Origin of the sequence: Agrobacterium radiobacter (assembly GCF_040801995.1) — a bacterium.
GTDB classification, from domain to species: Bacteria; Pseudomonadota; Alphaproteobacteria; order Rhizobiales; family Rhizobiaceae; genus Agrobacterium; species Agrobacterium radiobacter.
Genome location: NZ_JBEGHX010000001.1, coordinates 290,321 through 315,500, shown reverse-complemented (window position 1 = coordinate 315,500; position 25,180 = coordinate 290,321). Strand labels below are relative to the sequence as shown.

Here is a 25,180-nt window from a genome sequence, read left to right as displayed (position 1 = left end):
TTTTCAGCTCGGAGCAGTTCCGGCAGCTGGAGGTCTGCCGGAGTTGCGCGAACAAAACTTAGAGCGCCTCAAACCGCGTGACCGAGCGTAGCTGTGCGGCCCGGGTCAGATGGGCGGTCGGGTCCTCGAAAAGGCCGGTATTGAGCGCATTCGTCACATCCGATCGCACCAGACCGACATCCGCAAGCAGGCGGTCGTCGAGTTCCGTCAGCTCATTGGCGCAGATACGGTTATAGATGCGCTGCAGAAAGGTTTTCACGGTCGAAGCAACACCGACAACGAGGCGACGAAGCGCATCGCTTTCCCTGCCGGTTGCGAGTTCCAGTTCCATTCTCCGTTCTGCCGTGCGCATGACACTTATCCTTCCGTAACGGCACGATGCGGCACCGCTCCCGGCGCACCACGCGCGAGAAGCTGCCTCGGGTTAAGGGCTCGACATCTCGTCGGCCCGGGGTTGATATTGATTTGCTTGGTGTCAAAATGTCGCAAGACTATTGATCAGTCCAACGAATGTTTCTAATGTGAGACATCAATCATTCTGATGGATGACCATCCATGTCCGCACCTCTCGACATAGACCAGCTGCACACCTTCATCGCCATCGTTGATACGGGCAGCTTCACCAAGGCCGCAGATCGCGTCTTCAAGACGCAATCCGCCGTCTCCATGCAGATGCGCCGGCTTGAGGAACGCATCGGCAAACAGCTTTTCGCCAAGGACGGGCGCGGCAACCGCCTGACGGCGGAGGGCGAAAAGCTGATGAATTACGCCCGCCGCATCATCCGCCTTAATAACGAGGCAATCGCCGCCTTCGACGACAACAGGCTGGAAGGGACGCTGCGCATCGGCACACCTGATGACTATGCCGACCGCTACATGCCTGAGATCATCGGGCGTTTTGCCAAGACTCACCCCAATGTCGAGCTCTATATCGTCTGCGAACCCTCGGTCAGCCTGGCCGAAAAAATGGCGCGCGGGGAACTGGATATTGCCCTCGTCACCCATAATCCACGCGCGCGCTCTTCGGATGTGGTGCGCACTGAACCGCTCTGCTGGGTGGCCTCCGCCAACCATCCGCTGAAGGATGACGCGCCGGTGCCGCTCGCCGTGGGCCGGCGCGACTGCCACTGGCGTCAGCTCGCCTGTTCGGCCCTCGATGCCGATGGGCGGGATTATCAGGTACTGTTTACCAGCTGGTCTTCCACCGTGGTCGCCGCCGCCGTGCTGGCGGGCATGGCCGTCTCGGTACTGCCGGAATCGGCGCTGCGCACCGGCATGAAGGTTCTGACCGCCGCCGATGGTTTCCCGCCGCTGCCGCCGGTGCAGATCGGCCTGATGAAACGCCCCGGTCTCTCGCCTTCGCTGGTGAATGCCATTACCGACCACATCACCGCCTGCCTCGACAATATCTCGCCGATGAGCGTTGCCGACGAGATGGACAATGATGTGAAGACCTACCCCAAGATGCCGCGCCTGCGCGCCGGGCATATGCTGCCGGGGTGGTGAGGGGATAGTGGGTATGGCAAAGGCCGGACATGTCCGGCCTTCCTCTTTTCGAGCTATCGTGCCCGTAGCGTCGCGACCGCCAGCAACGTATCGCCGCTGATACCCACCGAGCCGCTGCCATTGAACAGGGTCATGATGGGATCGGCGACGTTCTGCTGATTGTCGTACATGATGGTGAAACGGGCGATCAGCTTCTTGACCTTATCCGGGTCCTGAAAATCCTTGATGTCGAAATATTTCTTCATCATCGCCACCTGGGTATCGACGCCGGCATTACCGAGTTCATCGGGAATGCCAAAGGTAGTCTTGATGAAGTTCTGGATCGCGGTATCGGCAAGGATCGAATAATAGGATGTCGTCCCGGCCGCCATGCGCTTGAAATAGAGCGCCAGTCGCACGCCGGCGTTTTCTTCGCCCGCCTGCGTTTCCAGCGTCTGGGTCAGATAATTGTCGAGCGTTTCATAAAGTCCGCGCCGGGTCTGGATCAGGCTGCGGTCTTCATGAAGGAGCTTGCCGTCCGTGTCGAAATTGAAGGCGGTGACGAGGCGGCGGAAGACCGGATCCATCTCCTTGTTGACGTAGCTGTCCTTGTCATCAAGATTTGACGTGAATATCTTCTGCAGCTGTTCTTTCGTCACGCTCGTGGGGTCAATGCCGAGCGATTCCATCGCGAATTTGGTCAGGCGGTCATTGGCCAGGAATTCACTGAGCGTCTTGATCTTCTGCATTTCGCCCGAGAAATATTTCGCCTCGGCCGTGGCGGCCTCCTTGTCCTTAGCTGTACCGAAAGCCGATTTCTTCTTGATGTAGTCGGCCGACATGGTCTGCAGCTCGATTTCCGACTGCGCGAGAATGGGTGCACCGACCGAACCGTCCTTGGTGAAGTTGAAGAGTTCGGCAAGCTTCACATACCGATCATCCTTCAGCGTATAAACGTAGCTCTTCTTGTCCTGCAGGTCGCTGGTCAGCACCCTCTGGATATCGGAGATGTTCACCTTGGCGGGATCGAGGCCGACAGCCTTCAGCGCATAGGTATAGACCGCATTGGTTCCGAGGAAATCATTGACGCTTGTGACCTTGCCAATGCTGCTCTTGAACAGCGTGAGCGCCTTTGCGTCAGCGGCCTCGTCCGCATCATTGTAATGGGTCATGTAACCGCTGGTGGTCGTCGCGGTCTGTGTCGTCGTCTGCGGCGTCGTGCCGGCCGCGAGCGTACCGTCGGGCAGGAAATTGAACGCGTTTTTCAGGGCGAGGTAACGCTTGTCGTTCTTGCCCATGGTCGCGATGTAATTGTTCGGATCGCTGAGATCGCTTGTGAGGATGTTCTTGATCGTTGCCGGCACGATGGTCAGGTCGTTCAGGTCGAAGGCCGTTCTGATGTAATTGACAAGCCGCGCATCCGACATCAGTTCCTCTACTGTCGTGATGGAACCAATCTTCGATTCGAAGTAATCGCGGTTCAGCGTCGCGACGGTCGGCGTCACACGCGCTGCGCTGCCGATATAGGAGTCCGTGATGGCTTTCAGATTGTCCGCCGTCTGTGCCCCGCCAGCAGTTACCGTGCCGTCATTCTTGAACTCGAAGGCGTTAGCGATCTGCGCCATCTTGTTATATTGGGTGACGGTGTTCGACAGCGTCGTCTGTTCCGCCTTGATCGCCGCAAGCTTCGCCTCCCACTCATCCTTCGGTGGCAAAACGGCCTCAAGCTGGGTCAGCTGGTCCTGGCGGGTCACCTTTTCCGCCTCGAGCTTCGTGCGCTCTTCGTTTGTCAGACCCGTGCCCGCAAGTTCGGTATCGATGGCCGTAATCCGGGTGGTGACCTGCGCATGCAGTTCGATATTACCCTTCATCGTCAGTTTTTCGACCGCGTCATTATAGGCCGCGCCGTATTTCTGGTTGATGTAGCTATTGGGATCGTTGACGTCGCTCGTCATCAATCCCTTGATATGGGCATAGGAATAGGTCTTCTCATCGACGCCGAAGACCTGGAAGATATAGGCGCGGGTGCGGTCGTTGCGCAGCAGCTGGTCGGCATTCGTCACCGTGCCGATGATTGCCTTGTAATAACGTGTCTCTTCCGCAAGGCTGCTGTTCAGATTGGTGATCGACGTATCATAAAGCCCGATCATCTTGTCGAGCTGTGCGTCTGTCTGCACGGTCTTTGTCGAAGAGCTGAAATTAAAGGCGGCGGCGAATTCCCGATAACGCTCGTCGGTCAGCTTGTTGGCGAAGCTGTTCTGGTCGTTCAGGTCGCTGTCGAGCACCTTTTTCATGAAGGCCTTGGCATAGGTCATCTCGCCCAGACCGAAGGCATCCATGGCATAGGAATAAAGCTGGTAGTTATCGAGGAATTCATCGACGCTTTTCACATTGCCGATGTTTTCCTTGTAATATTTCGTCTGCCGCTCCACGAGCCCCTGCTGCGACACGCGCGAGATGCTTGCCTTCATATCGCGGTTGATGAGGTCGTAGCTGAGATAAGTCGATACCATCCGTATGCCCCCTGGAGCACAGCGCATCCCCTCGGGGGACACCAAAAGCTCCGGTTTTGAACCACCCATCGCGCGCCCATCCGGACGCACGGCAAGCCTTGGCGTGACTATGCATGACGCGCCTTGCCCGTAGCTTGAAAGAGCACAATTCCGATCGGGATAAAAACCGCATTGTCTCGATCTGCTTTACCTAAGCGAAACCATGCCACAGTGTGTTTTGCTAACCATTTGGGAATGCAAAGTTTTCTTAACCGCGATTTTTAAGCAGTCTCGAACATGCGGCGGATATTCTCCCGACATCAGAGGACGAAAAGTCCCGATGAGAAGACCGGAAACCGGCTCTCAGGTAAAACAAGGGTAGAATAAACATGACCAAGACCGTTCTGAAGCCCGACTGGGCCGTCGCCACTCTCAGACTCGACCCGGCACGTTTTCCGCAACAGGTCACCTATGGAAAAGGCAATGGCGCGACCGATGTCGCCGTCACTCTCGATGAACGGGGCGCCGTTCTGCGAAAGGTTCTGTCCTCTTCCGGCCTGCCTCTGTCCTTCGCCCTGCCTGCCCGCGCTTTCAAGGGTGTTGCCGCCCGCGCCATCGACCATGGCGACGGACAGGTGACGGTGACCCTGGAACTGCACCATGACGATCCGGATCTCTGCGTTCCGCTTCTCGTCGCTCACGATCTCTGCGATATCGCCGCCGACTGGCGCAGCTGGTCTGAAGCCTACCGTATTCCCATGCTGATGGTGGAAGCCGATGGCGTTGCCCGTCCGCTGGAAGAACATCTCGGCAAGGTGCGCACCCAGAATACCCGTCCGCGCCGCCGCCATTCCTATTTCGCGGAACGCCGTCCCCGCTTCCTCGTTCGCCGCTCCACCGGTTCGCTCGGCATGAGCATGAAGATCGAGGGCAAGGAAATCATCGCCCGCAGCTGATAATCTTCAGCCAGACAAATCAAAAAGCCCGGCGCGGATGACGCGGCCGGGCTTTTTCCATTCCGTATTTTCACGGCTTACGCCAGCAGGAGCGGCAGGATCAGGCCTGCGAAAATCAGCACGCCGACGCGGTTGTTGGATTTGAACAGCACGAGGCACTGGTCCACGTCATCGATATCGAGCACCCAGACCTGGCGGAACAGCATGAGCGCGGCAGCGGCAAGGCCGCTATAGGCAATGATGTTAACGTCCGCCATCCAGAACGACAGGAACATCATGGCAAGGGCTGTGCCATAAAGGAAAACCAGCCAGCGATGTGTGTTCTCGCCAAACAGCAGGGCGGTCGAACCGATGCCCACCGCGGTGTCATCTTCCTTGTCCTGATGGGCGTAGATTGTATCATAACCGATCGTCCAGGCGATGGAGCCGACATAAAGCAGGACAGCCGGCCAGGCGAGCGATCCGAACTGTCCCGCCCAGCCCATCAGCGCGCCCCAGGAAAAGGCAAGGCCGAGGAAAAATTGCGGCCAATTGGTGAAGCGCTTGGCGAAGGGATAGATCGCCACGAAGACCAGCGAGAATATGCCGGTCGCGATTGCGAAACTGTTGAACTGCAAAAGCACGACGAGCCCGGCAAGCGCCTGCAGGACGATGAAGACCTTGGCCTGCATCCGGCTCACGCGGCCGGAAGGCAGCGGCCGCGAACGGGTGCGCGCCACGGCCATGTCGATCTTGTGGTCGGCCAGATCATTATAGGTGCAGCCCGCACCACGCATCGCCACCGACCCGATGAAGAACAACGCCAGATGCCAGATCAGTGTCGCCCAGGAAAAGCCGCCGCTTGCCACCGCCACATTGGCCGCAAGGGCCGCGGACCAGAAACACGGCCACATCAACAATTGCCAGCCGATGGGGCGATCCCATCGTGCAAGCTGCGCATAGGGCCAGAGGGACCTCGGCAAAATCCGATAGACCCAGTTGTTGGATGGCGCGTCGGAAACGCGGTCTGACAAATCGCTGTGGTGAACCATAGGGATGGTTCTACAGCATCGGCGGGAAAATCGGAATGGATTTCAAAGTGCAAAGATGCGCGGTTCTTGGCGGATTGCAACATGCCACCGGCAAAGCGAAAACCTCACCGACGTCATCCTCGGGCTTGACCCGAGAATCCACAACCCGTTGAAATCAATGGATCCTCGGGTTAAGCCCGAGGATGACGTCGAACGCGGATTGGCAGAAACATCAAGGCCCGCAACGGTTTCCTGCGGGCCATCAACCTCAGACATTCGGTTTCTTGTCTCAGGGCAGCGAAAAATTGAATTTATAGCTTGCCTGAACACCGATGATGAACTGGTTTTTCGAGCCGCGCTCGCGCACCAGCGAGCTATCGGCGGCATCACCGGTCAGGCGGCGATATTCCGCAAACGACCCGACTTCGGCGTTCTCGGTGACCTTCCAGGTGATGGCGGCGCCGATGCCGGCGGAATGCAGGCCGCCGCCCGGGCTATAGGGCGATGGCGCACCGGCGGCCGTCTGTGCGGCACTGACGCCGTAATAACGCTCATTGTACTTGCTGCTCACCCACGTGGCGCGCGGGCCGGCGGAAATCTGGATACCGGGGGCGATATCGGTGAAGGCATCGACGGCAACATCGCCGACCACGCCGCTATGGCTGCGGATACCCTGACGGACTTCGCCGCGAACGCGCAGCCAGTCGGTCGGATAAGCCTCGGCGAAACCACCAAGCTCGCCGCCGCGCTTGATGCGGGTCATGCCCTTGAGATCGGCGGAATCGCCCTCGTCACGTGGGGAAACCAGCTTGCCGGCCAGACCCATGCTGATCGGGCCATTGTCCAGAAGCGAAATCGAGGCGCTGTCGTTGCGCGAGGTAAAACGTGCGCCCTGCCCCTGGCGGCCGAGCGAAATGATGGGCGAAAAGCCGAATTCATTCTTGTTGTCGCCCTGATATTTCGGCGCGGTGAAACCCGCACCACCGAGCTTCAGATACCAGTCGCCCGAAAACCAGCCTTCCGCATGGGCATTACCCACGGCAAAAAGCGACAGGACACAGGCGGCGGCCGCTGATGGCTTGAACATGAAAGAACCCCAGAAACGCAATACAGACAAGGTGCCCGTAGAATTAGAGGGATTGTCTTTCCATTTCATTAACCAGAGCGGGAAAGCAAACCGGCGGCTACTTCCCCATCATTCCGGCCCTGAGCCGGAATCCAGCCGACGCGCGTCTGCGCGGCGGGAGGACTCTTTTCAGCCCAAGGACCTGGGCTGGCTGGATGCCGGATCAGGTCCGGCATGACGGAGAAACACCTTAGAACGTCACCTTCTCGAGTGGCGCACGGGTCTTCTCGAACTCCAGCAGCTTCGCCTCGTTCTGCGCAATGTAGTCGCGATTATGCGGAACGGCATCGCGGTCCTTGGCGAGCTGGATCTGGAAGATATGGAAATTTTCGTGGGTAAAGGCCATTTCCGACCCCGCCAGATAAAATTCCCACATGCGGAAGAAACGTTCGTCGTAAAGCGCTATCGCTTCCGCCTTGCGCGCCACGAAACGCTCACGCCAATGCCTGAGCGTATGCGCATAATGCATGGGCAGGATTTCGATATCCTTCACCAGCAGCCCGGATTTCTGGATCGACGGCAGCACCTCGGCAAGCGAGGGTATGTACCCACCGGGGAAAATATATTTTTCGATGAAGGGATTGGTCGCCAGTGCAGGGCTGGGCTGGCCGATGGAATGCAGCACCATCACGCCCCTGTCGTCCAGCACCTCCGCCACCTTGTCGAAATAATCGCGATAATGCGTCGGCCCGACATGTTCGAACATGCCGACGGAAACGATGCGGTCATATTTCTTCGAGGCCGGCAGATAGCGGTAATCCTGCAATTCGAAGCGGACATTACCGGCAAGCCCGCGTTTTGCCGCTCGGTCGCGGGAAACGCGCAGCTGTTCCTCGCTGAGCGTGATGCCGGTCACGTCGGCACCGGCGCTTTCGGCGATATACATCGCCATGCCGCCCCAGCCGGAGCCGATTTCCAGCACGCTCTGGCCCGGCTCGGTCATCAGCTTGGCCGCTATATGCCGTTTCTTGGCGACCTGCGCCTCATAAAGGCTGATGCCGGGCGGATTGAAATAGGCGCAGGAATATTGCCAGTCCTCATCAAGGAAGAGATCGAACAGCTTGGCGCTCAGGTCATAATGATGGGCGACATTGCTCTTGTTGTGATTGACCGGCAGATGCATCTTGATGCGGGCGGCGATGATGCGCGCCATGCCGCGCCAGACCATGCCGAAGGACAGCGCCTCGCTCAGCGTGTTGCCTTTGACCAGTGCGAGGAAATCGTAGATGTCGCCTTCTGCGACCTTCGCCCGGCCCTCCATGTACATTTCAGCGAGCTTCAGCGCCGGATCGGCGGCTATCTCCTGCATGGCGGCTTCATCGGTGAAGTTCAGAACCACCTTTTTTCCCGTGCCGTTGCCGAAAGTGCGGCTGCCGCCCGGGCTGTTGACGGTGAGATCACCGATCTTGATTATCTTTTCGAGAAGAACATGCAGAGACGACGCCATGGCACCCCCAATTGCTAAGTCTCACTTATCAATTTTGCAGACCGTATTCCTTTCGGCACAAGTTTCAAGATAGTCTTATTTCAAAAAAATTGAACGATTTCATCAAGGAAAAAGCCCCGCCGGGGTATACGGCGAGGCTTTTTGGTAAAAAATCATTTCAACCCAGGGTCAGCGCCGCTTCATGGCTTCAGCCAGCGCGGCGGCAAGCGCACCACCGGTTTGCGACCCCTCGTTGCGATCTTTCGGTTTTGATGTCGCGTGGCGCATGGCGCTGGCATTGCCCTTTTCACGCACCGGCTTCGGAGCTGCCTCACCGCCATCCTTACGCATGGTGAGGCCGATGCGCTTGCGCTTCACATCCACTTCCACGACTCGCACCTTGACGACGTCGCCCGCCTTGACGACCTCATGCGGGTCCTTCACGAAACGATCGGCAAGCTGCGACACATGCACAAGCCCGTCCTGATGCACGCCAATGTCAACGAAAGCGCCAAACGCAGCGACATTGGTGACGGTGCCTTCGAGCAGCATGCCCGGTTTCAGATCGGTGATCTCGTCCACACCCTCGGCAAAGGTCGCGGTCTTGAAGCTCGGGCGCGGGTCGCGGCCGGGCTTTTCCAGTTCGGCGATGATGTCTTTTACGGTCGGCAGACCGAATTGCTCGTCGATGAACGTCTTCGGATCAAGCGCCTTCAGCGCGGCGCTGTCGCCCATCAGCGAACGCAGATCGCGGCCGCAGGCGGCAACGATCTTTTTCGCCACGCCATAGGCCTCCGGGTGAACCGAGGAAGCATCCAGCGGCTCCTTGCCGTTCGGGATGCGCAGGAAGCCCGCGCATTGCTCGAAGGTGCGCTGGCCGAGGCGCGGCACCTTCAGCAATTCCTTGCGGCTGGCAAACGGCCCGGTCTGGTCACGATGGGCGACGATGGCATCGGCAATCGAGCTGCCGAGACCGGAGACCCGCGCCAGAAGCGGCGACGAGGCCGTGTTGAGATCGACGCCGACGGCGTTCACCGCATCTTCCACCACAGCATCGAGTGAGCGGCTGAGACGGCCCTGATCGACATCATGCTGGTACTGGCCGACACCGATGGATTTCGGTTCGATCTTCACCAGTTCCGCCAGCGGATCCTGAAGACGGCGGGCAATGGAGACGGCGCCGCGCAACGAAACGTCGAGATTGGGGAACTCCGCTGCCGCCCGCTCCGAAGCGGAATAAACGGATGCGCCCGCTTCCGAGACGATGACCTTGGTGGGCTTTGCGCCGGAAGCGGAAGCCGGCATCTGCGCCAAAAGATCGGCCACCAGCTTTTCCGTCTCGCGGCTGCCCGTGCCGTTGCCGATGGCAATCAACTCGACATTGTGTTTGCGAATGAGCAAAGCGAGTTCCGCCTGCGTACCGCGCACGTCATTCTTCGGCGGGAAGGGATAGACCGTGCTGGTGTCCAGGAGCTTGCCGGTGCCATCCACGATCGCGACCTTCACGCCGGTACGGATGCCGGGATCAAGCCCCATGGTGGCGCGGGAGCCGGCGGGGGCTGCAAGCAGCAGATCCTTCAGATTGCGGGCGAAGACATTGATCGCCTCCTCTTCCGCCCGCTCGCGCAACTCGCGCATCAGATCAAGCGACAGCGACATGGAAAGCTTCACCCGCCAGGTCCAGCCAGCGACCTCCATCAGCCATTGATCGGCAGGCCCCGCATTGCGGATATCGAAGGCGGCGGCGATGGAGCGCTGCGCGGGTTTCACCGGTGAGGGATCATCCGCATCGACATCAATCGTCAGCGTTAGGATTTCTTCGTTCCAGCCGCGCAGCATGGCCAGCGCGCGGTGGCCGGGCACCGTCGCCCAGCGCTCGAAATGATCGAAATAATCGGAGAATTTTTCGCCCGTCGCCTGTTTGCCGTCCACGACCTTGGCGCGGAAGGTGGCGTTCTGGCGCATGTAATCACGCAGGCGGCCTAGCAGATCGGCATTTTCCGTCATGGTTTCAGCCACGATGTCGCGCGCGCCCTCAAGCGCCGCCTTCACATCGGCCACCTCGCCCTGCACATAAGCTTCCGCCAATTTCGCCGGATCGGCAGCGCGGTTTTCCCAGATCGCTTCGGCAAGCGGGCCGAGACCACGTTCGCGGGCGATTTCCGCTCGGGTGCGGCGTTTCGGCTTGTAAGGCAGATAGAGGTCTTCCAGCTCCGCCTTGGTCCCGGCCTGCATGATCTTGACCATCAGCTCGTCGGTCATCTTGCCCTGACCGGTGATGGAATCGACGATGGAGGCGCGGCGCGCATTGAGTTCGCGCAGATAGACGAGACGTTCCGAAAGCGTGCGCAGCTGGGTATCATCAAGTCCTCCGGTCACTTCCTTGCGGTAACGGGCGATGAAGGGAACGGTCGCGCCCTCGTCCAGCAAGGCCACCGCCGCCTTCACCTGATCGGGGCGGGCGTTGATTTCGGAGGCGATGAGCGTGGTGAGGCGGGCATTATCTGCGGTCATGAGGTTCTCTGATGTCACATCTGGAGCGGCGAACATAATGTCTGATTGTGGCGTGACAACAAGAGGCGGGAACGATTCCACAGGAAAGGCTGACTTCAAGGGAAAGACGGGCATTTGCGGCGCTTTCTCCTTGACCTTTCGCCCCCCTGCCCTTAACGCCCCTGACACAAGGTTACTGGCGAATTTGCAGGGGTATTGACCATGAAAGTTCTGTTGATCGGTTCCGGCGGACGCGAACATGCGCTGGCGTGGAAAATCGCCCAGTCTCCCCTGCTCGATGAGTTTTATGCCGCCCCCGGCAATCCCGGCATCGCCGACCACGCGACACTCGTTTCGCTTGATGTGGAAGACCACGCGGCCGTCATCGCCTTTACGAAAGAAAAGGCAATCGACTTCGTTGTCGTCGGCCCGGAAGCGCCGCTGGTTGCGGGTCTGGCGGATGATCTGCGTGCCGCCGGCATCGCCACCTTCGGACCGTCGAAAGCGGCGGCCCAGCTTGAAGGCTCCAAGGGCTTCACCAAGGATCTCTGTGCGCGCTACGATATTCCGACCGGCGCTTACCAGCGTTTCAAGACTGCCGAACCGGCCAAGGACTATGTTCGTGCACAGGGTGCGCCGATCGTCATCAAGGCGGACGGACTTGCCGCCGGCAAGGGCGTAACCGTGGCCATGACGGAAGCGGAAGCACTTGCCGCGATCGACGACTGTTTCGACGGCGCTTTCGGCGCAGCTGGCGCCGAAGTGGTGGTGGAGGCCTTCCTCGACGGCGAAGAAGCCAGCTTCTTCTGCCTTTCCGACGGCAAGACCGCTCTCGCGCTCGCCACCGCGCAGGATCACAAGCGTGTCGGCGATGGCGATACCGGCCCGAATACCGGCGGCATGGGCGCCTATTCTCCCGCCCCCGTCATGACATCGGCCATGGTGGAGCGCACCATGAAGGAAATCATCGAGCCGACGATCTCGGGCATGGCCAAGGATGGTAATCCCTTCTCCGGCGTGTTCTTCGCCGGCCTGATGATTACCGCCAAGGGCCCGGAACTCATCGAATATAACGTCCGTTTCGGCGATCCCGAATGCCAGGTGCTGATGATGCGCCTGAAAAGCGATCTGCTGCCGATCCTCTACGCCACCGCCACCGGCACGCTGGACAAGGTTGAGGCGGAATGGCGCGACGACGCTGCGCTGACTGTCGTTCTTGCCTCGAAGGGTTATCCCGGCGCTTACGACAAGAATACGCCGATCGCCCATATTCCCGAGGCGAGCGAAGAGGCGAAGGTCTTCCACGCCGGAACCGCGCTGAAGGACGGCAGTCTGGTGGCGACGGGTGGACGCGTGCTGAACGTCACCGCCCTTGGGAAGACAGTGACGGAAGCGCAGGCCCGAGCCTATGCGCTGGCGGACAAGGTGGAGTGGGAAAACGGCTTTTGCCGCCGCGATATCGGCTGGCAGGCTGTCGCGCGCGAAAAGGCCTGATCCTTAAGGAAAACGGGGTTGGGAGCGAATATTTCGTTCAATTTTTACCAAGTTTGCTGACCCGATGGAAACGAAACATCGGTAATACTTGCCGGAATATTGAATGGCGCACTGTGCCTCGATCACGAGGCCGCGCCGTCATTTCGGGGGTTTTCGATGCATCGTCTTTTTCTGACAGCTGTTATCGCGCTGACCGGCGGGTCGGCGATGGCATCTTCGATCGAATATATAAACGGCGTGCACGTGGCCAATGGCAGCTTCGTTCGCCGCGATTGCGCGGGTTGCCAGCCCGTGAAGGGCAAAGCCGTAACGCAGGGTTATGCGGTTCCCTCCATTGAGCCTGGCACGCAGCACACGGAAATGCGCGAAGTCGACGGCAAGCGCACCCTGGTGCGCACCGAAGCCTGGCTTGGCGGTGCGCCCGTCACCTTCGTCAGCACCAATCCCGCATGGATGACGGAAACCTCCAGCACCGCCATCGCGACCTATGACGAGTCGGAACCCGCGGCACATCCGGTTGAGACGGTTTCGACACCGGCCGGCATCGACGTGACGACGACCACGGCAGCCGTCAAGGAACTTTCCACCGAAAATGCAGCCGAGCCTGCCAGCGCCTCGGTGATCGGCGCGCCCCAGTTCCCGGATTTCAAATTGCGCGGCAACTGACCGGCCGAAGACGTTTTTGATGACGAACGTCAAATAATCGCGTCATCGCTGTATTCCCGAAATGACGCTGCAACCATGCGGGGAATGTTGCTTTCTCCGCCGCGTATTCTGCCTATAAGGCCTGATAAAGCCTTCGCTAATTAAATATTTATTCAAATTTTTAGCCGCTAAGTGGGTTTATAGTGCGATGCAGCACAGGATGAGGCCACGGCGGGGACACGCGCTTTTCTGGCCTTTTATCGCGCATCATGCGCCTCTCCCTTCTCTGAAACATCGGTACCGCGCGGCATTTTCAGGCGCGCGATTCCAAACGCTTGTGAGCGCCCATGAAGAACCTTTCCATTTCCCGTCAACTGATCGTTCTCGTGGTGGCCCTGATGGCCGCCTTCGCCGTGGCGACGTTTTACCAGCTGAAATCCGCCACCGATGCTATCTATGAGGAACGCTACGGCATGCTGCGGACGCAGGTGCAATCGGCGATCTCCATCCTGCAATCCTTCCACGACAAGGAAAAGGCCGGAACGCTTTCGCGCGACGAGGCCATGAAGCAGGCTTACGCGACTGTCAGCGCCATGCGCTTCACTCCCGACGGCTATCTCTTCGGTTACGACTACGACGTGACGATGAAGTTCCACCCCGATGCCAAGCGCGTCGGCGAAAGCTTCAAGGGCAAGCCTGACAGCAAGGGTTTCGCCTATCGTGACGAATTGGTGCGGCTTGGCCGCAATGGCGGCGGCCAAACGGATTTCTACGGCCCGAAGCCCGGTATGGAAGGCAATGATTACGCCAAGAGCTCCTATGCCCTTGCCTTTGAGCCCTGGCAGGTGGTGGTCGTGACCGGCGTTTACATCGATGATCTGAACGCGCAGGTTCGCGGCGATGTGATGAAGGCGTTGTCGATCGGCGCGCTGATCTTCGTGCTGGCGCTTGCCGCCGCTTTCTACGTCATCCGTGGCATTTCGAAGCCGCTCGGCGACATCCACCGCGCGCTTGGCGAAGTGGCCAATGAGAACGTCTCGCTTGCCATTCCCCATACCGGCCTCACCAACGAAGTGGGCATGATGGCGAAGGCCACCGCCTCGCTTCAGGACAAGGTGCGTGAGCGCCACGCCATGCAGCGCCGTGAGGAAGAACAGCAGCGGCAGCTCAATGCCGAGCGCCAGAACAATCTCGACATGCAACGCGACGAAGCCGAATTGCAGGCACGCGTCGTCGCCACCATCGGCGAGTCCCTCGAGAAGCTCGCTGGCGGCGATCTGACCGTGCGTTGCGGCGATCTTGGCAGCCGTTACGCGGCGCTGCGCGACAATTTCAACGAGGCCCTGACCCATCTTGACGCCGCCATGGCCAAGGTGAACTCCAAGAGCATCGATATTGGCGGCTCCAAGGAGGAAATCCGCAAGGCCTCCAACGAGCTTTCGCAGCGCACCGAACGGCAGGCTGCCAATCTGGAAGAAACGTCCGCAGCGCTCGACGAGCTGACGGTCGCGGTGCGCCAGACGGCGGAAGGGGCGGCCGATGCGGCCAAGCGCGTTACCACCGTCAGCTCGGAGGCCATGCGCAGCGACCGGGTGGTGGAAGAAGCAATTACCGCGATGAGCGGTATCGAACAATCCTCCGACCAGATTTCGAACATCATCGGCGTGATCGACGACATCGCCTTCCAGACCAACCTTCTGGCGCTGAATGCCGGTGTTGAAGCGGCGCGTGCCGGTGAGGCTGGCAAGGGCTTTGCCGTGGTGGCGCAGGAAGTGCGCGAATTGGCGCAGAAATCCGCCGCCGCCGCCAAGGAGATCAAGGACCAGATCGCCCGCTCTTCCGCCCAGGTGGAAAATGGCGTGCGGCTTGTCGGCGAGGCCGGCGATGCGCTGAAGCGCATCTCGGACCAGATCAAATCCGCCAACGAGATCGTCAGCAAGATCGCCCACTCGGCTGCCGAACAGGATACGACGCTACGATCGATCTCTTCGTCGCTCAACCAGCTCGATGTTGCCACCCAGCACAATGCCGCCATGGCGGAAGAAACCACGGCTTCGGCGGAAGCGCTGGCGGTGGATACCGAAGAGCTGCTGAACCTCATCCGCGGCTTCCGCGTCTCCTCCGGCCATCAGCTTCATGGCATGGCGCACGAGATGCGCATGGCGGGGTGACCACGAACGGTCTCATGCGATTGAAACAAAAATGCCGGGCACAGACCCGGCATTTTTGCGTGCTCTCCAACATGTTCCCCACACATTCGGCGTCATCCTCGGGCTCGACCCGAGGACCCACATCTTCAACGGGAATGGATCCTCACCTCAAGGGCGAGAATGACGGAGGAGAGTATCAGCACGTTCGGAAACGAGCCATGCCGTGTCTGCGTGGCCTCGTCTCAACGAGAGAGCGCATCCAGCCGGTCGATATCGGCAGGTGAAAATACGGCAATACCGGCCTTTTCGAGCAGGGCGGCCGTCACGCCATTGCCTGCGTGCTTGATACCCGAAAACGAACCATCGTAAATCGCAAGCGACCCGCATGACGGGCTGCCGTCGATCAGAAGCGCGTGAGTGCAGCCATTGGCCCTGGCGAAGGCGAGCGCCTTTTCCGCACCGGCGATGAACTCAGCCGTGACATCTCCACCGGTTACTTCCAGCACACGGGCGCGGCCTTCGAGCACATCGAGGCCGGAGGCCCCTTTCTCGATTTCCGCCGGCGGGCGCGGCACGGGCATGCCGCCCGCCATTTCCGGACAGATTGTCACCAGCCTGCCCTCACTTCGCCAGCGGTCTATCGCCGGGTGGGAGAAGGGTTTGCCTTTGCCGTCATAGCGTACGGGCTGGCCGAGGAGGCAGGCGCTGATGAGGATTTTAGGAGGCGTGTGGGTCAATGGGAAATCATCCTGCGAAAGCGCAAGCCTCAAAGTACCCTCCTCTGTCCTGCCGGACATCTCCCCCACAAGGGGGGAGATCGGCAAGTGGGACACTCCCCGCCAAAGCCGTAACATAAAGATAGTCGAGAGGTCGCCACGATTCGATCTCCCCCCTTGTGGGGGAGATGTCCGGCAGGACAGAGGGGGGTGAGCCGCGCACACTGACATGTACGGCTACCCCAAGCTCCCTCACCCCGTGATCTTCGAAAAATCCGCAACCGTTCCGGTGGCTTCGCGGATGGCCTTCAGCAACGCCAGACGGTTTGCACGGATGGCCGCATCCTCGTCATTGACGAGCACATCCTCGAAGAACTTGTCCACGGGCGCGCGCAACGTCGAAAGCGCCTGCATGGCCGAGCGGAAATCTTCGCCCGCAACAGCCTTCGCAGCATCTGCAGACGCGGTCCTGATCGCCGCATAGAGCGCCTTTTCGGCATCGAGTTTCAACAATTCTTCCGAAACGCCATCGGCCACCACGGTGCCCTTCTTTTCCTCGGCGGCCAGAAGCTGGGTGGCCCGCTTGGCGCCTGCCAGAAGGTTGCGGCCGTCCTCGCCGGTGATGAAGGCGGTGAGCGCCTCGACACGGCGAGCGATCATCAGCAGATCGTCGGATTCCGGCGTCAGAACGGCGTCAATCAGATCGTAACGCGCGCCAAGGTCGCGCAGGTAGACTTTCAGGCGATCATGGAAGAAGGAGAGAAGGTCCGGATCCTTCGCAACGCTCAGCAGCGAAAGGCGCACGTTTTTCTCGAGCAGAATGCGCACGACGCCGAGCGCCGCACGGCGCAGCGCGAAGGGGTCCTTCGAACCCGTCGGCTTTTCATCAATGGCCCAGAAACCGACGAGCGTGTCGAGCTTGTCGGCCAGAGCGACCGTAATCGCCACCTTATCGGCCGGCAGGCGGTCGGAGGGACCCTGCGGCTTGTAATGGTCTTCGATCGCGGCGGCCACGCTCTCGTTTTCACCCTGCAGCGTCGCATATTTGCGGCCCATCAGGCCCTGAAGCTCGGGGAATTCGCCGACAGCTTCGGTACGCAGGTCGGCTTTCGCCAGCACCACAGCGCGGTCCACCAGAGCGGCATCGGCGCCGACGACCGGGGCCAGCGCCTTCGCCAGTTCGCGAATTCGCGTTACACGCTCGCCCTGCGATCCAAGTTTGGCATGGAAGGTGACATTGAGCGCATCGAGCTTCGCCATGCGCTGGTCGAGCGGCTTCTTGAGATCGAGGCCGAACTTCGCAGCCGATTCCTTCAGCGTTTCCAGATCGGGCAGATCGCCCTGGTCGCGGTTCCAGAAATGGCGGGCATCCGAAAGGCGGGCGCGCACGACCTTGCCATTGCCATGGATGATTTCCTTACCGCCGTCGCTTGCCTCGATATTCGAGATCAGGATGAAGCGGTTGGAAAGCCCCTCTTCCGCACCCTGATTACGGGTGACGAAACACTTCTGGTTGGTCTTGATGGTAAGCCGGATGATTTCCGCCGGGATTTGCAGATAGTCTTCCTCGAAGGTGCCCATCAGCACCTGTGGCCATTCGACGAGGCCGGAAACTTCTTCCAGCAGGCCTTCGTCTTCCACCAGGTCGAGACCATTGGCGAAAGCAAGGTCCTTGGCGTCGTGCAGGATGATATCCTTGCGGCGCTCGGCATCGAGAATGACCTTCGCCTTTTCAAGGCTCGAGACATAATCCTCGAAACGGCGCACGGTGATCGGGCCGGGCGCATGGAAACGATGGCCATAGGTGACGTTGCCGGCAACGATGCCGTCGATCACAAAGGGAATGACCTGTGTTTCGTCATGTTCGGGGCCGAACAGGCAGACGATGGATTGCAGCGGGCGCACCCAGCGCAGGCTCTCCGAACCCTTGCCTTCAATGCCAGCATAGCTCGAGCCCTTCGGCATGGAGGCCGGGCCGGAGCGCATGGATTTCGGCCAGGGGAAAGAGCGGATGATGCCGGGCATCACCTCGGCGATGATCTCTTCCGCCGGGCGGCCGGGTTTGTTGATGATGGCGATATAGAAATCGCCCTTCTTCGGATCGGAAACGACCTGCGCTTCCGAGATATCGTTGAGGCCAGCGCCGCGCAGAAAGCCCTCGATGGCCTTTTCATTGGCATCGGTGCGCGGCCCCTTCTTTTCCTCGCGCACATCGGCGGAGCGGGCGTTGAGGCCGCGAATATCCAGTGTCAGACGGCGCGGCGTCCAATATTCGCGCGCACCCTCATAGGTCAGCCCTCTCTCCACAAGCGCGTCGGTGACGAGTTTCTTCAGATCGCCAGCCGCCTTGCGCTGCATGCGGGCGGGGATTTCCTCGGAGCGGAGTTCAAGCAGAAGATCAGGCATGGGATCAGGACTTTATCTGTTGTCGGACGATTGCGGTCGGCTTAGCAAGCAACGCGGCAAAAGTCACCAAGGCATTCGGTTAAATTACCGCCGGCGGGCGTTACCAGCCGCCGCCGCCACCGCCGCCGCCGCCCGAGCCGGAGAAACCACCACCGCCACCGCCGGAAAAGCTGGAACCGGAGGAACTGACGGGCTGGGGAATGGTGGAGGCGATGGTATTTGCCATGGAGGTGGAGAAGCCGCCGATCCTGTCGCCAAAGCTGCCGTAATTGCCGCCCAAATACCAGCCGGGCGCATAACTTGCAGCAACGGCACCGGCAGCGGCTGTCGCAAGCCAGGTCTCGAAAGTGCGGCTCCACGGTTTTTCGACGCCGAGCGCCACCGCATAGGGCAGCAATTTCTCGAAATGCTGCGGCGACATGGCGGGGGCGCCAGCGGTGTTCATCCGGTCCTTTTCCGCCAGCGTCAGATAGGTTCGGAGACCTTCGATGCCATCCATCAGCTTGCGGCCAAGCGGCGTCGGCGCACCCATCAGGAACAGGAAAAGCGCATTTGTGAGTACGATGCCGCCGATGGCGGCCAGCGCCAGCGACTTGGTGTCATGTGTCACATCCAGCAGGATTTGCGTGGCGATGCCGCCAATGGCGGAAAAGGCCACAAAACCGGCAAAGGCCAGCATGACGATGCCGCCGATGCGTTTGCGCAGCGGTGCGCCACGCGAGAACTGCCGGCCGATGCCGATCGACAGGATGCTGAAGAAGAATGCGAAAAAGCCGAAGACCAGAACGGCGGCAATGGCGCTTTCATCGAGATCGCCGAACACCAGCGTCGCAACGATGATGGCGATGCTGAAGAAGATGCCGAACACGGTGTAACCGGCGTTGCTGCGGTAATATTTGCCGCGATGTTCTTTCTCTATCGCCGCGCGGAACTGCGTTCCGACCTTTTCGACCTCCGCACCATGGGCCTTGTCGATGGTCAGCGTCTCCCCCGCACCGCCGATGGAGGCAAGCAGCGTCTTCTGCCCGGTCGGCAGATCGGCAGCGGTTGCCTTTTCCGTGCGCCTGATGACGATGGCGTTCTTCAGGTCTTCCAGAACGACAAAACCCTTCACCGCAAGATCAAGGGCCGAGGCGGAGAGCGCCGTCCAGCCCGCGCCGGAAAAACCGCGGTTATCGACATAGTTGACCAGAGCCGGGGAAAGCCCCTCCGGCGCATCCCAGCGCGGCACGACTACGCCTTTTGCGGGATCACGGCCGACGGCGAACCAGGCCCTCAGATAATAGAGGAGCACGGCGAAAAGCCCGCCGCCCGAAAGCAGAATGGCGAGATTATCCCGCAGCCACCAGCCTGCCTCCTGCGAGGTATCAGGTGCGGCGATGGCGCCCTTGGGCAGCTTGACGGCAACCGTCATGCCCTCGCCCACCGAAAACGGTCGGGTGGAGGCGAAGAACACCTCGTTGCCTTCGTTCAGAATCCGCGCATCCTTGCCCTTGGCGCCAAGCGGGCCGGTGAAGACGGCGGTATCCGTGGCCTTGACCCCCTGCGGCAGAGTGATGGTCGCGGAAATCTCGCCCATGGGGAATTGCCAGCCATTACCGGTGACGTTCCAGGTCAGCTCGTCATAATCGCTGAAATAACGGATCTGCCGGGCGGTGGTATAGGTGATCTGGAAGATATGCTCACCAGTCGGCAGAAAGCGGTCGGCGCTGCCGGTATAGATGCGGATGCCGCCATCGATATTTTCGGTGCGCCAATTTTCAGGCGCGCCATCGCGCTCCACCGAAACGACGTTGAAATCCACCTTGGTGCGGCGGTTGTTCGCATCCAACGCATAAAGTGGGAAATCGCGGAAGATGCCGCGCTTGATGTTCCGGCCCTCGGCGCGGGCGGTGATGGTTTCCGTCACCGCCAGCTTGCCATCCGCCGCCACCTCGATGACGGAATGGTAGGAGCGGATGAATTCCTCCGCAAAAGCCGGGAAGGCCGCGCCCAGGAAGACGAACAACGCGAGAAGTCTTGCGGCGATGGTCTTCACGGGCGGTCCCTCCTCAATGGCTTCAGTGCTGCGGCTCGGCAGCGCTTTCCTTTTCGGTATAGTCGACGCCCAGCGAGGCGAGCGCTTTCCAGTAGGCGGGATAGGTTTTGCCCACGCAGGCGGGGTTCTGGATAGCGATACCACCGATCTTCAGCGCCGCGAGTGCAAAGCTCATGGCGATGCGGTGGTCGGCAAAGGTATCGATGGAAGCATCGACCGTCTGGCCCGCGAGAGCCGGATCGGAATGCACGATCAGATCGTCGCCTTCTTCATGCGCCAGACCGTCGCGGATTTCATTGAGGCCGAGCGAGACGGCGCGGATGCGGTCACATTCCTTGACGCGCAGATTGGCGATACCGACGAAACGCACCGGCGTCTCGTTGAAGGCGGCCAGAACCGCGATGGTCGGAATGGCGTCCTGCATCTGCGAGCCGTCGATTTCGGCGGGCAGATGCGGAAACTTTGCCATGACTTCATAGGCCTTAGCGTCCGGCTGGGTGAATTTGTCGGCGGGCGTGCCGATATCGATGGCACCGCCGGTCAGAAGTTCCGCGCCCCAGAGATAGGTGGCGGCCGAGGCATCCGGCTCGATGTGGAAATCGGTTGCCGTGTAACCCGTCGGATGCACGCGCCAGATGGCGTTGCTGACCCGCTCAATCTTCGCGCCGAAAGCTTCCATGGCGGATGTGGTGAGATCGATATAACCCTTCGCGCCGATTTCCTCGCCTTTGAGAATGATATCGACAGGCTTGTCGCCGCAGGCAGCAGCCATCAGAAGTGCCGACACATACTGGCTGGAGAGGTTGGCGTCGATGGTGACGCTGCCTTTCGGGAACCCTGTGCCCTTGCCGCAGACGGTGACGGGCGGGCAGCCGGTCGGCGCTTCCGCTTCGACGCCGAGGGAGCGCAGGGCTTCCACCAGCGGCATGATCGGGCGTTTGCGCATGTGCTCGTCGCCATCGATGATGACGGCGCCATCCACAAGTGCTGCCGCCGCAGTGAGGAACCGCGTGGCGGTGCCGGCATTGCCAAGGAAAAGCGGCTTTTCCGGCTGCTGCAAAACACCGGTGCCTTCCACCACGAAGGTGGTGGCATCCGGTTCGGTTACCTTGACGCCCATCTCGCGCAGGGCTTCGGCCATATAAAGCGTGTCATCGCTTTTCAGCGCACCGGTCAGCCGGCTTTTGCCCTTGGCGAGGCCAGCCAGCAGAAGCGCGCGGTTGGTGATGGATTTGGAGCCGGGCGGCTCGACCTTGCCGGAAAGCGGGTGGCCGGGCGGTGTAATGGTCAGTTCGATCATGATTGTCGTCTTGTCAAAGAATGCGGCGAAGAGCCGGATTATCGGAATTTGAACGGGAGGTTTTAAGCCGCCGAAGAAGCAATGCGCTTAGAATTTCACGGTCGGCACGGCGCGGTCGGCCGGGTTCTCGATCTCGAAATAGGGCGCCTTGGAAAATCCGAACTGGCCTGCAACCAGATTGGACGGGAAGCTTTCCACCTTGACGTTGAGATCGCGGGCAGCGCCATTGTAATAACGGCGCGACATCTGGAGTTCACCTTCGATGGTTTCCAGCGACCGCTGCAATTCCAGAAAGTTCGCATTGGCCTTGAGATCGGGATAGGCTTCGGCCAGCGCAAAGAGCTTGCCGAGCGCCTGCGACAGCAGCCCTTCGGCCTGGGCACGACCTTCAACATCCCCCGCCGGCACGGCCTGCGCCCGGTTGCGCATGGCGATCACCTCTTCGAAGGTGCTTTTTTCATGCGCCGCGTAACCCTTCACGGTCTCGATGAGGTTGGGAATGAGATCGGCTCGGCGCTTCAGCTGCACGTCGATGCCCGACCACGCCTCTTCCTTCATCTGCCGCGCCTTGACCAGACCGTTATAGATGAAGACGACATAAAGCGCGATTGCCGCGATGATTGCCAGCGTGATGAACATGAATTGCGATTCCCAGCTTCGTTGCGCGCACGATAGCCGCTCATTACCGCAAAGTCATGGGGCTTCGCTCATTCTGTCCGTTTTTGCCGGAACGGACACGCTGCGGTAAGCAAACACCCGTTATTTATAAAAGACGGTACAATATAATTTCAGACCGGATACCTTGCGTACAAAAAGAGTATAGGAGGCAAGCCTGTAGCCTCGCTCGGCCCAATATTCCTTGTTTCCCTCCAGATGGTTCCAGCCGTCTATGACCCAGTCGAGCATTTTCGTATTGCGCGTGTAGTGCATGCGGACGAGCGCGCTGCCCACATCGAGAGAGCGCTGACCGCTGTCCTTGCAATCCATGCGGGTGACGATCATTCCGAAAGAGCGCAGCTTGTCGGCGCGGGCAAAGGCATCGTTGCCGCTCATCCAGTCCGTCGTTTCCGCAGCCGCGCTGTTGCCGAGAATGGATCCGAGTGTAAGCACAAATAAAAAACAGAAATTTCTAATATTATTCACGGTTAAACCCATCGTTATATTCAGCATACCAATCCACACAAAATAAAAGGCCGTCAAGAACGGCCTTTCAAATTCATCAAAACTTTGGACAACAGCTTACCACCAAAAATCAGGCAGCCCGGTTCCAGTTCAGCCCGCCCGCATCCGTCAGCAGGAAGGCCTCGCCGCAGGATTTCGCCAGCGTGCGCACGCGCAGGATATAGCTCTGGCGTTCCGTGACCGAAATTACGCCGCGCGCATCCAGAAGGTTGAAGACATGGCTTGCCTTGATGCACTGGTCATAGGCCGGGAACACGCATTTATGCAGGCGCTGATTGTCGTTATCACCGGGCGCACCGGCGGCGAGAAGCGCCAGGCACTCCTTTTCGGCGTCGATGAAATGGCGATGCAGCATGGCCGTATCGGCAAATTCGAAATTATGGCGGGAATATTCCTGCTCGGCCTGCAGGAAGACATCGCCATAGGAAATCTTCTCTTCACCCTCGCGGCCGTTAAAATTCAGGTCGTAGACATTGTCGACGCCCTGAACATACATGGCGAGGCGTTCCAGACCATAGGTCAGCTCGCCCGCAACCGGCGAGCATTCGATGCCGCAGACCTGCTGGAAGTAGGTGAACTGCGACACTTCCATGCCGTCGCACCAGCATTCCCAACCGAGACCCCAGGCGCCGAGCGTCGGGCTTTCCCAGTCGTCTTCGACAAAGCGCACGTCATGCAGCAGCGGATCGAGGCCGATCGCCTTCAGCGAACCGAGATAGAGTTCCTGCAGATTGGACGGGTTGGGCTTCAGGATGACCTGATACTGGTAATAGTGCTGCAGGCGGTTGGGGTTTTCGCCGTAACGGCCGTCGGACGGGCGGCGCGACGGCTGCACATAAGCAGCCTTCCACGGCTTCGGCCCAAGTGCGCGCAGCGTCGTGGCCGGATGAAACGTGCCCGCGCCCACTTCCATATCGTAGGGCTGCAGCACCGCGCAGCCCTTGTCGGCCCAGTAGTTATGCAGCGTCAGGATAAGCGCCTGAAAGGAACGCTTGGGGTTCATATGGTCTGGAATATCGGTCATTGCAGTCATCGCGGCGTTAGGAGGACAAGTAAGCATTTGACTTACTTCGGATGCGGACTGGTGCCACGGCATGGCGTAAGGGTCAAGGTTTTATGCGTGGAGACGCCGCCTTACGTCTCATCCTCGCGCTTCACGCGGTATTCGCCGGTTTCGGGGTCCTTGATCAGCGTGCCGATCGCGCCGGTTTCTCGTTCCTTCTCGCGCTGTTTCGATTTCGCGGAAAGCTTTTCCGCATCGCGGACGAAGCGGCGGTAAAGGATGACGGATCCCACCACCAGAAGAATGATTATAATAAGTTGCGCCATAAGGCTCTATTCCCGCGACATCATAGACCGAAACGCGACCACAATGCCTTTTCTTCGGCAACTTCCGCAAGCCCCGAGACGGCGCCTGCCGCAAGCCTTTCGGCATTGAGGCCGAGGGCCGTATTCACGCCCGGCACTTTTTTGCCGAACAGGCTGCGCCCGCCGCTAACGAGCTGGAGCTTGACCTTTTCACCGTAACGGCGGCGCAGAATCTCGCGCATGTCGCCCAGCCCGTCGATCAGCCCGAGGTCGAGACCACGCATGCCGGTCCAGAACAGGCCGGAGAAGATCGCCTCATCGTCCTTCAGCTTCGAGCCGCGGCGCATCTTGACCATGTCGATGAAAACATTGTGGATTTCGACCTGAAGCGACTTCAGGTAGTCGATATCGCCTTCCTTTTCCGGCTGGAAGGGATCAAGGATGACCTTGTTCTCGCCGGCCGTATAGACACGGCGCTCCACGCCGAGCTTCTTCAGCATTTCCGGAAAACCGAAGCCACCGGAAACGACACCGATCGAACCGACGATGGAGGTGGGATCGGCGATGATCTCGTCGCCGGCAAGCGCGATCATGTAACCGCCGGAGGCTGCAACGTCCTCCACGAAGATCAGAACCTTCTTTTCCTTCTCCTCGGCAAGCTGGCGGATGCGGTTATAGATCATCCTTGCCTGCACCGGCGAACCGCCGGGCGAGTTGAGCGAAATGGCGACGGCCGGCGCATCCTTGACGGCGAAGGCCTTCTCCAGAAGGGGGGCGTAGGAAGCGAGATTGAGCGCGGGGCGGAACTGGTTGCCGCCGGCCATGATCGCGCCATGCATGCGCACCACCGGGATGACGAGCTCTTTTTTACGAAAGCGTTTCGGCACCAGATACTTCAAAAAACCCACTATTCAATCCTCGCAGCATTTATCCGTTCGTCACGGATGTATGTA

At 59.7% G+C, this 25,180-nt stretch carries 20 protein-coding genes; 5 read left to right on the top strand and 15 right to left on the bottom strand.

The genetic code is table 11. The features are described from left to right. Window positions 1-58 precede the first annotated feature (58 nt). Window positions 59-352, bottom strand: a complete 294-nt coding sequence (locus tag MRBLRC7O_RS01505) for a YjiS-like domain-containing protein (protein WP_035212551.1) — start codon at window positions 350-352, stop codon at window positions 59-61. A gap of 203 nt (window positions 353-555) precedes the next feature. Between MRBLRC7O_RS01505 and MRBLRC7O_RS01500 the strand changes: the two genes are divergently transcribed. Continuing rightward, window positions 556-1,506 carry a LysR substrate-binding domain-containing protein gene (locus tag MRBLRC7O_RS01500; RefSeq protein ID WP_020010502.1) on the top strand — a complete coding sequence of 317 codons (951 nt, stop codon included), beginning with the start codon at window positions 556-558 and terminating at the stop codon, window positions 1,504-1,506. A gap of 53 nt (window positions 1,507-1,559) precedes the next feature. Here MRBLRC7O_RS01500 and MRBLRC7O_RS01495 read toward each other — a convergent pair whose 3' ends face one another. Beyond that, complete coding sequence (locus MRBLRC7O_RS01495; RefSeq protein WP_060722938.1) at window positions 1,560-3,998, bottom strand: DUF1217 domain-containing protein; 2,439 nt, start codon at window positions 3,996-3,998, stop codon at window positions 1,560-1,562. Between the two features lie 368 nt (window positions 3,999-4,366). On the opposite strand from MRBLRC7O_RS01495, the gene MRBLRC7O_RS01490 reads away from it, so the two are divergent. Then, window positions 4,367-4,933, top strand: coding sequence for a DUF6101 family protein (locus tag MRBLRC7O_RS01490; RefSeq protein WP_003503226.1), 567 nt, complete (start codon window positions 4,367-4,369; stop codon window positions 4,931-4,933). Window positions 4,934-5,010: 77 nt separating this feature from the next. Here the strand turns inward: MRBLRC7O_RS01490 and ubiA are convergent, their stop codons facing one another. The 4 genes from ubiA to MRBLRC7O_RS01470 all read right to left on the bottom strand — a co-directional run bounded on the left by ubiA (window position 5,011) and on the right by MRBLRC7O_RS01470 (window position 11,009). After that, the gene (gene ubiA, locus MRBLRC7O_RS01485) at window positions 5,011-5,964 is read right to left on the bottom strand and encodes a 4-hydroxybenzoate octaprenyltransferase (RefSeq protein WP_080865853.1); all 954 of its coding nucleotides are present in this window, start codon (window positions 5,962-5,964) and stop codon (window positions 5,011-5,013) included. Window positions 5,965-6,232: 268 nt separating this feature from the next. Next, on the bottom strand, window positions 6,233-7,030 hold the full coding sequence (locus tag MRBLRC7O_RS01480; protein WP_080866529.1) for a MipA/OmpV family protein: 798 nt from the start codon (window positions 7,028-7,030) through the stop codon (window positions 6,233-6,235). Between the two features lie 229 nt (window positions 7,031-7,259). Beyond that, on the bottom strand, window positions 7,260-8,516 hold the full coding sequence (locus tag MRBLRC7O_RS01475; RefSeq protein WP_060722936.1) for a cyclopropane fatty acid synthase: 1,257 nt from the start codon (window positions 8,514-8,516) through the stop codon (window positions 7,260-7,262). Window positions 8,517-8,684: 168 nt separating this feature from the next. Then, complete coding sequence (locus MRBLRC7O_RS01470) at window positions 8,685-11,009, bottom strand: Tex family protein (RefSeq protein ID WP_080866528.1); 2,325 nt, start codon at window positions 11,007-11,009, stop codon at window positions 8,685-8,687. A 201-nt stretch (window positions 11,010-11,210) separates the two neighbouring features. Between MRBLRC7O_RS01470 and purD the strand changes: the two genes are divergently transcribed. The 3 genes from purD (at window position 11,211) to MRBLRC7O_RS01455 (ending at window position 15,298) form a co-directional block, all read left to right on the top strand. Continuing rightward, window positions 11,211-12,482: a phosphoribosylamine--glycine ligase gene (purD, locus tag MRBLRC7O_RS01465; RefSeq protein WP_080865848.1), complete on the top strand. Its 1,272-nt coding sequence runs from the start codon at window positions 11,211-11,213 to the stop codon at window positions 12,480-12,482. 156 nt (window positions 12,483-12,638) lie between these two features. Beyond that, window positions 12,639-13,148 (top strand): plant virulence effector HPE1-like domain-containing protein, encoded by a 510-nt coding sequence (locus tag MRBLRC7O_RS01460; RefSeq protein ID WP_003503240.1) that lies wholly within the window; start codon window positions 12,639-12,641, stop codon window positions 13,146-13,148. Between the two features lie 326 nt (window positions 13,149-13,474). Then, window positions 13,475-15,298, top strand: a complete 1,824-nt coding sequence (locus MRBLRC7O_RS01455) for a methyl-accepting chemotaxis protein (protein WP_003503241.1) — start codon at window positions 13,475-13,477, stop codon at window positions 15,296-15,298. A 221-nt stretch (window positions 15,299-15,519) separates the two neighbouring features. Here the strand turns inward: MRBLRC7O_RS01455 and MRBLRC7O_RS01450 are convergent, their stop codons facing one another. The 9 genes from MRBLRC7O_RS01450 to MRBLRC7O_RS01410 form a co-directional block, all read right to left on the bottom strand. Continuing rightward, on the bottom strand, window positions 15,520-16,014 hold the full coding sequence (locus MRBLRC7O_RS01450; RefSeq protein ID WP_080866527.1) for a 2-thiouracil desulfurase family protein: 495 nt from the start codon (window positions 16,012-16,014) through the stop codon (window positions 15,520-15,522). Window positions 16,015-16,245: 231 nt separating this feature from the next. Beyond that, a complete protein-coding gene (glyS, locus tag MRBLRC7O_RS01445; protein ID WP_080865844.1) occupies window positions 16,246-18,399 on the bottom strand; it encodes a glycine--tRNA ligase subunit beta in 2,154 nt (717 codons plus the stop codon). Window positions 18,400-18,499: 100 nt separating this feature from the next. Next, a complete protein-coding gene (locus MRBLRC7O_RS01440) occupies window positions 18,500-20,437 on the bottom strand; it encodes a DUF2207 domain-containing protein (RefSeq protein WP_080865842.1) in 1,938 nt (645 codons plus the stop codon). A 22-nt stretch (window positions 20,438-20,459) separates the two neighbouring features. Next, the gene (locus tag MRBLRC7O_RS01435; RefSeq protein WP_003503247.1) at window positions 20,460-21,737 is read right to left on the bottom strand and encodes a 3-phosphoshikimate 1-carboxyvinyltransferase; all 1,278 of its coding nucleotides are present in this window, start codon (window positions 21,735-21,737) and stop codon (window positions 20,460-20,462) included. Between the two features lie 87 nt (window positions 21,738-21,824). Continuing rightward, entirely contained in the window at window positions 21,825-22,376 is a 552-nt protein-coding gene (locus MRBLRC7O_RS01430) for a LemA family protein (protein WP_003503249.1), read from the bottom strand. A 120-nt stretch (window positions 22,377-22,496) separates the two neighbouring features. Next, entirely contained in the window at window positions 22,497-22,847 is a 351-nt protein-coding gene (locus tag MRBLRC7O_RS01425) for a hypothetical protein (RefSeq protein ID WP_233284481.1), read from the bottom strand. Between the two features lie 142 nt (window positions 22,848-22,989). Next, window positions 22,990-23,952, bottom strand: a complete 963-nt coding sequence (locus MRBLRC7O_RS01420) for a glycine--tRNA ligase subunit alpha (RefSeq protein WP_026372527.1) — start codon at window positions 23,950-23,952, stop codon at window positions 22,990-22,992. 101 nt (window positions 23,953-24,053) lie between these two features. Further along, window positions 24,054-24,248: an NfeD family protein gene (locus MRBLRC7O_RS01415; RefSeq protein WP_080865841.1), complete on the bottom strand. Its 195-nt coding sequence runs from the start codon at window positions 24,246-24,248 to the stop codon at window positions 24,054-24,056. 20 nt (window positions 24,249-24,268) lie between these two features. Continuing rightward, window positions 24,269-25,138: a S49 family peptidase gene (locus MRBLRC7O_RS01410; protein ID WP_035212555.1), complete on the bottom strand. Its 870-nt coding sequence runs from the start codon at window positions 25,136-25,138 to the stop codon at window positions 24,269-24,271. Window positions 25,139-25,180 lie beyond the last annotated feature (42 nt).

Bases quoted from the DNA above. Each gene is read 5' to 3' on its own strand.
- MRBLRC7O_RS01430 (WP_003503249.1), bottom strand. From the start codon at position 22,376: ATGTTCATCACGCTGGCAATCATCGCGGCAATCGCGCTTTATGTCGTC.
- MRBLRC7O_RS01495 (WP_060722938.1), bottom strand. From the start codon at position 3,998: ATGGTATCGACTTATCTCAGCTACGACCTCATCAACCGCGATATGAAG.
- ubiA (WP_080865853.1), bottom strand. From the start codon at position 5,964: ATGGTTCACCACAGCGATTTGTCAGACCGCGTTTCCGACGCGCCATCC.
- MRBLRC7O_RS01420 (WP_026372527.1), bottom strand. From the start codon at position 23,952: ATGACTGCAATGACCGATATTCCAGACCATATGAACCCCAAGCGTTCC.
- MRBLRC7O_RS01470 (WP_080866528.1), bottom strand. From the start codon at position 11,009: ATGACCGCAGATAATGCCCGCCTCACCACGCTCATCGCCTCCGAAATC.
- MRBLRC7O_RS01415 (WP_080865841.1), bottom strand. From the start codon at position 24,248: ATGGCGCAACTTATTATAATCATTCTTCTGGTGGTGGGATCCGTCATC.
- MRBLRC7O_RS01455 (WP_003503241.1), top strand. From the start codon at position 13,475: ATGAAGAACCTTTCCATTTCCCGTCAACTGATCGTTCTCGTGGTGGCC.
- MRBLRC7O_RS01505 (WP_035212551.1), bottom strand. From the start codon at position 352: ATGCGCACGGCAGAACGGAGAATGGAACTGGAACTCGCAACCGGCAGG.
- MRBLRC7O_RS01475 (WP_060722936.1), bottom strand. From the start codon at position 8,516: ATGGCGTCGTCTCTGCATGTTCTTCTCGAAAAGATAATCAAGATCGGT.
- MRBLRC7O_RS01460 (WP_003503240.1), top strand. From the start codon at position 12,639: ATGCATCGTCTTTTTCTGACAGCTGTTATCGCGCTGACCGGCGGGTCG.
- MRBLRC7O_RS01435 (WP_003503247.1), bottom strand. From the start codon at position 21,737: ATGATCGAACTGACCATTACACCGCCCGGCCACCCGCTTTCCGGCAAG.
- MRBLRC7O_RS01500 (WP_020010502.1), top strand. From the start codon at position 556: ATGTCCGCACCTCTCGACATAGACCAGCTGCACACCTTCATCGCCATC.
- MRBLRC7O_RS01490 (WP_003503226.1), top strand. From the start codon at position 4,367: ATGACCAAGACCGTTCTGAAGCCCGACTGGGCCGTCGCCACTCTCAGA.
- MRBLRC7O_RS01480 (WP_080866529.1), bottom strand. From the start codon at position 7,030: ATGTTCAAGCCATCAGCGGCCGCCGCCTGTGTCCTGTCGCTTTTTGCC.
- purD (WP_080865848.1), top strand. From the start codon at position 11,211: ATGAAAGTTCTGTTGATCGGTTCCGGCGGACGCGAACATGCGCTGGCG.
- glyS (WP_080865844.1), bottom strand. From the start codon at position 18,399: ATGCCTGATCTTCTGCTTGAACTCCGCTCCGAGGAAATCCCCGCCCGC.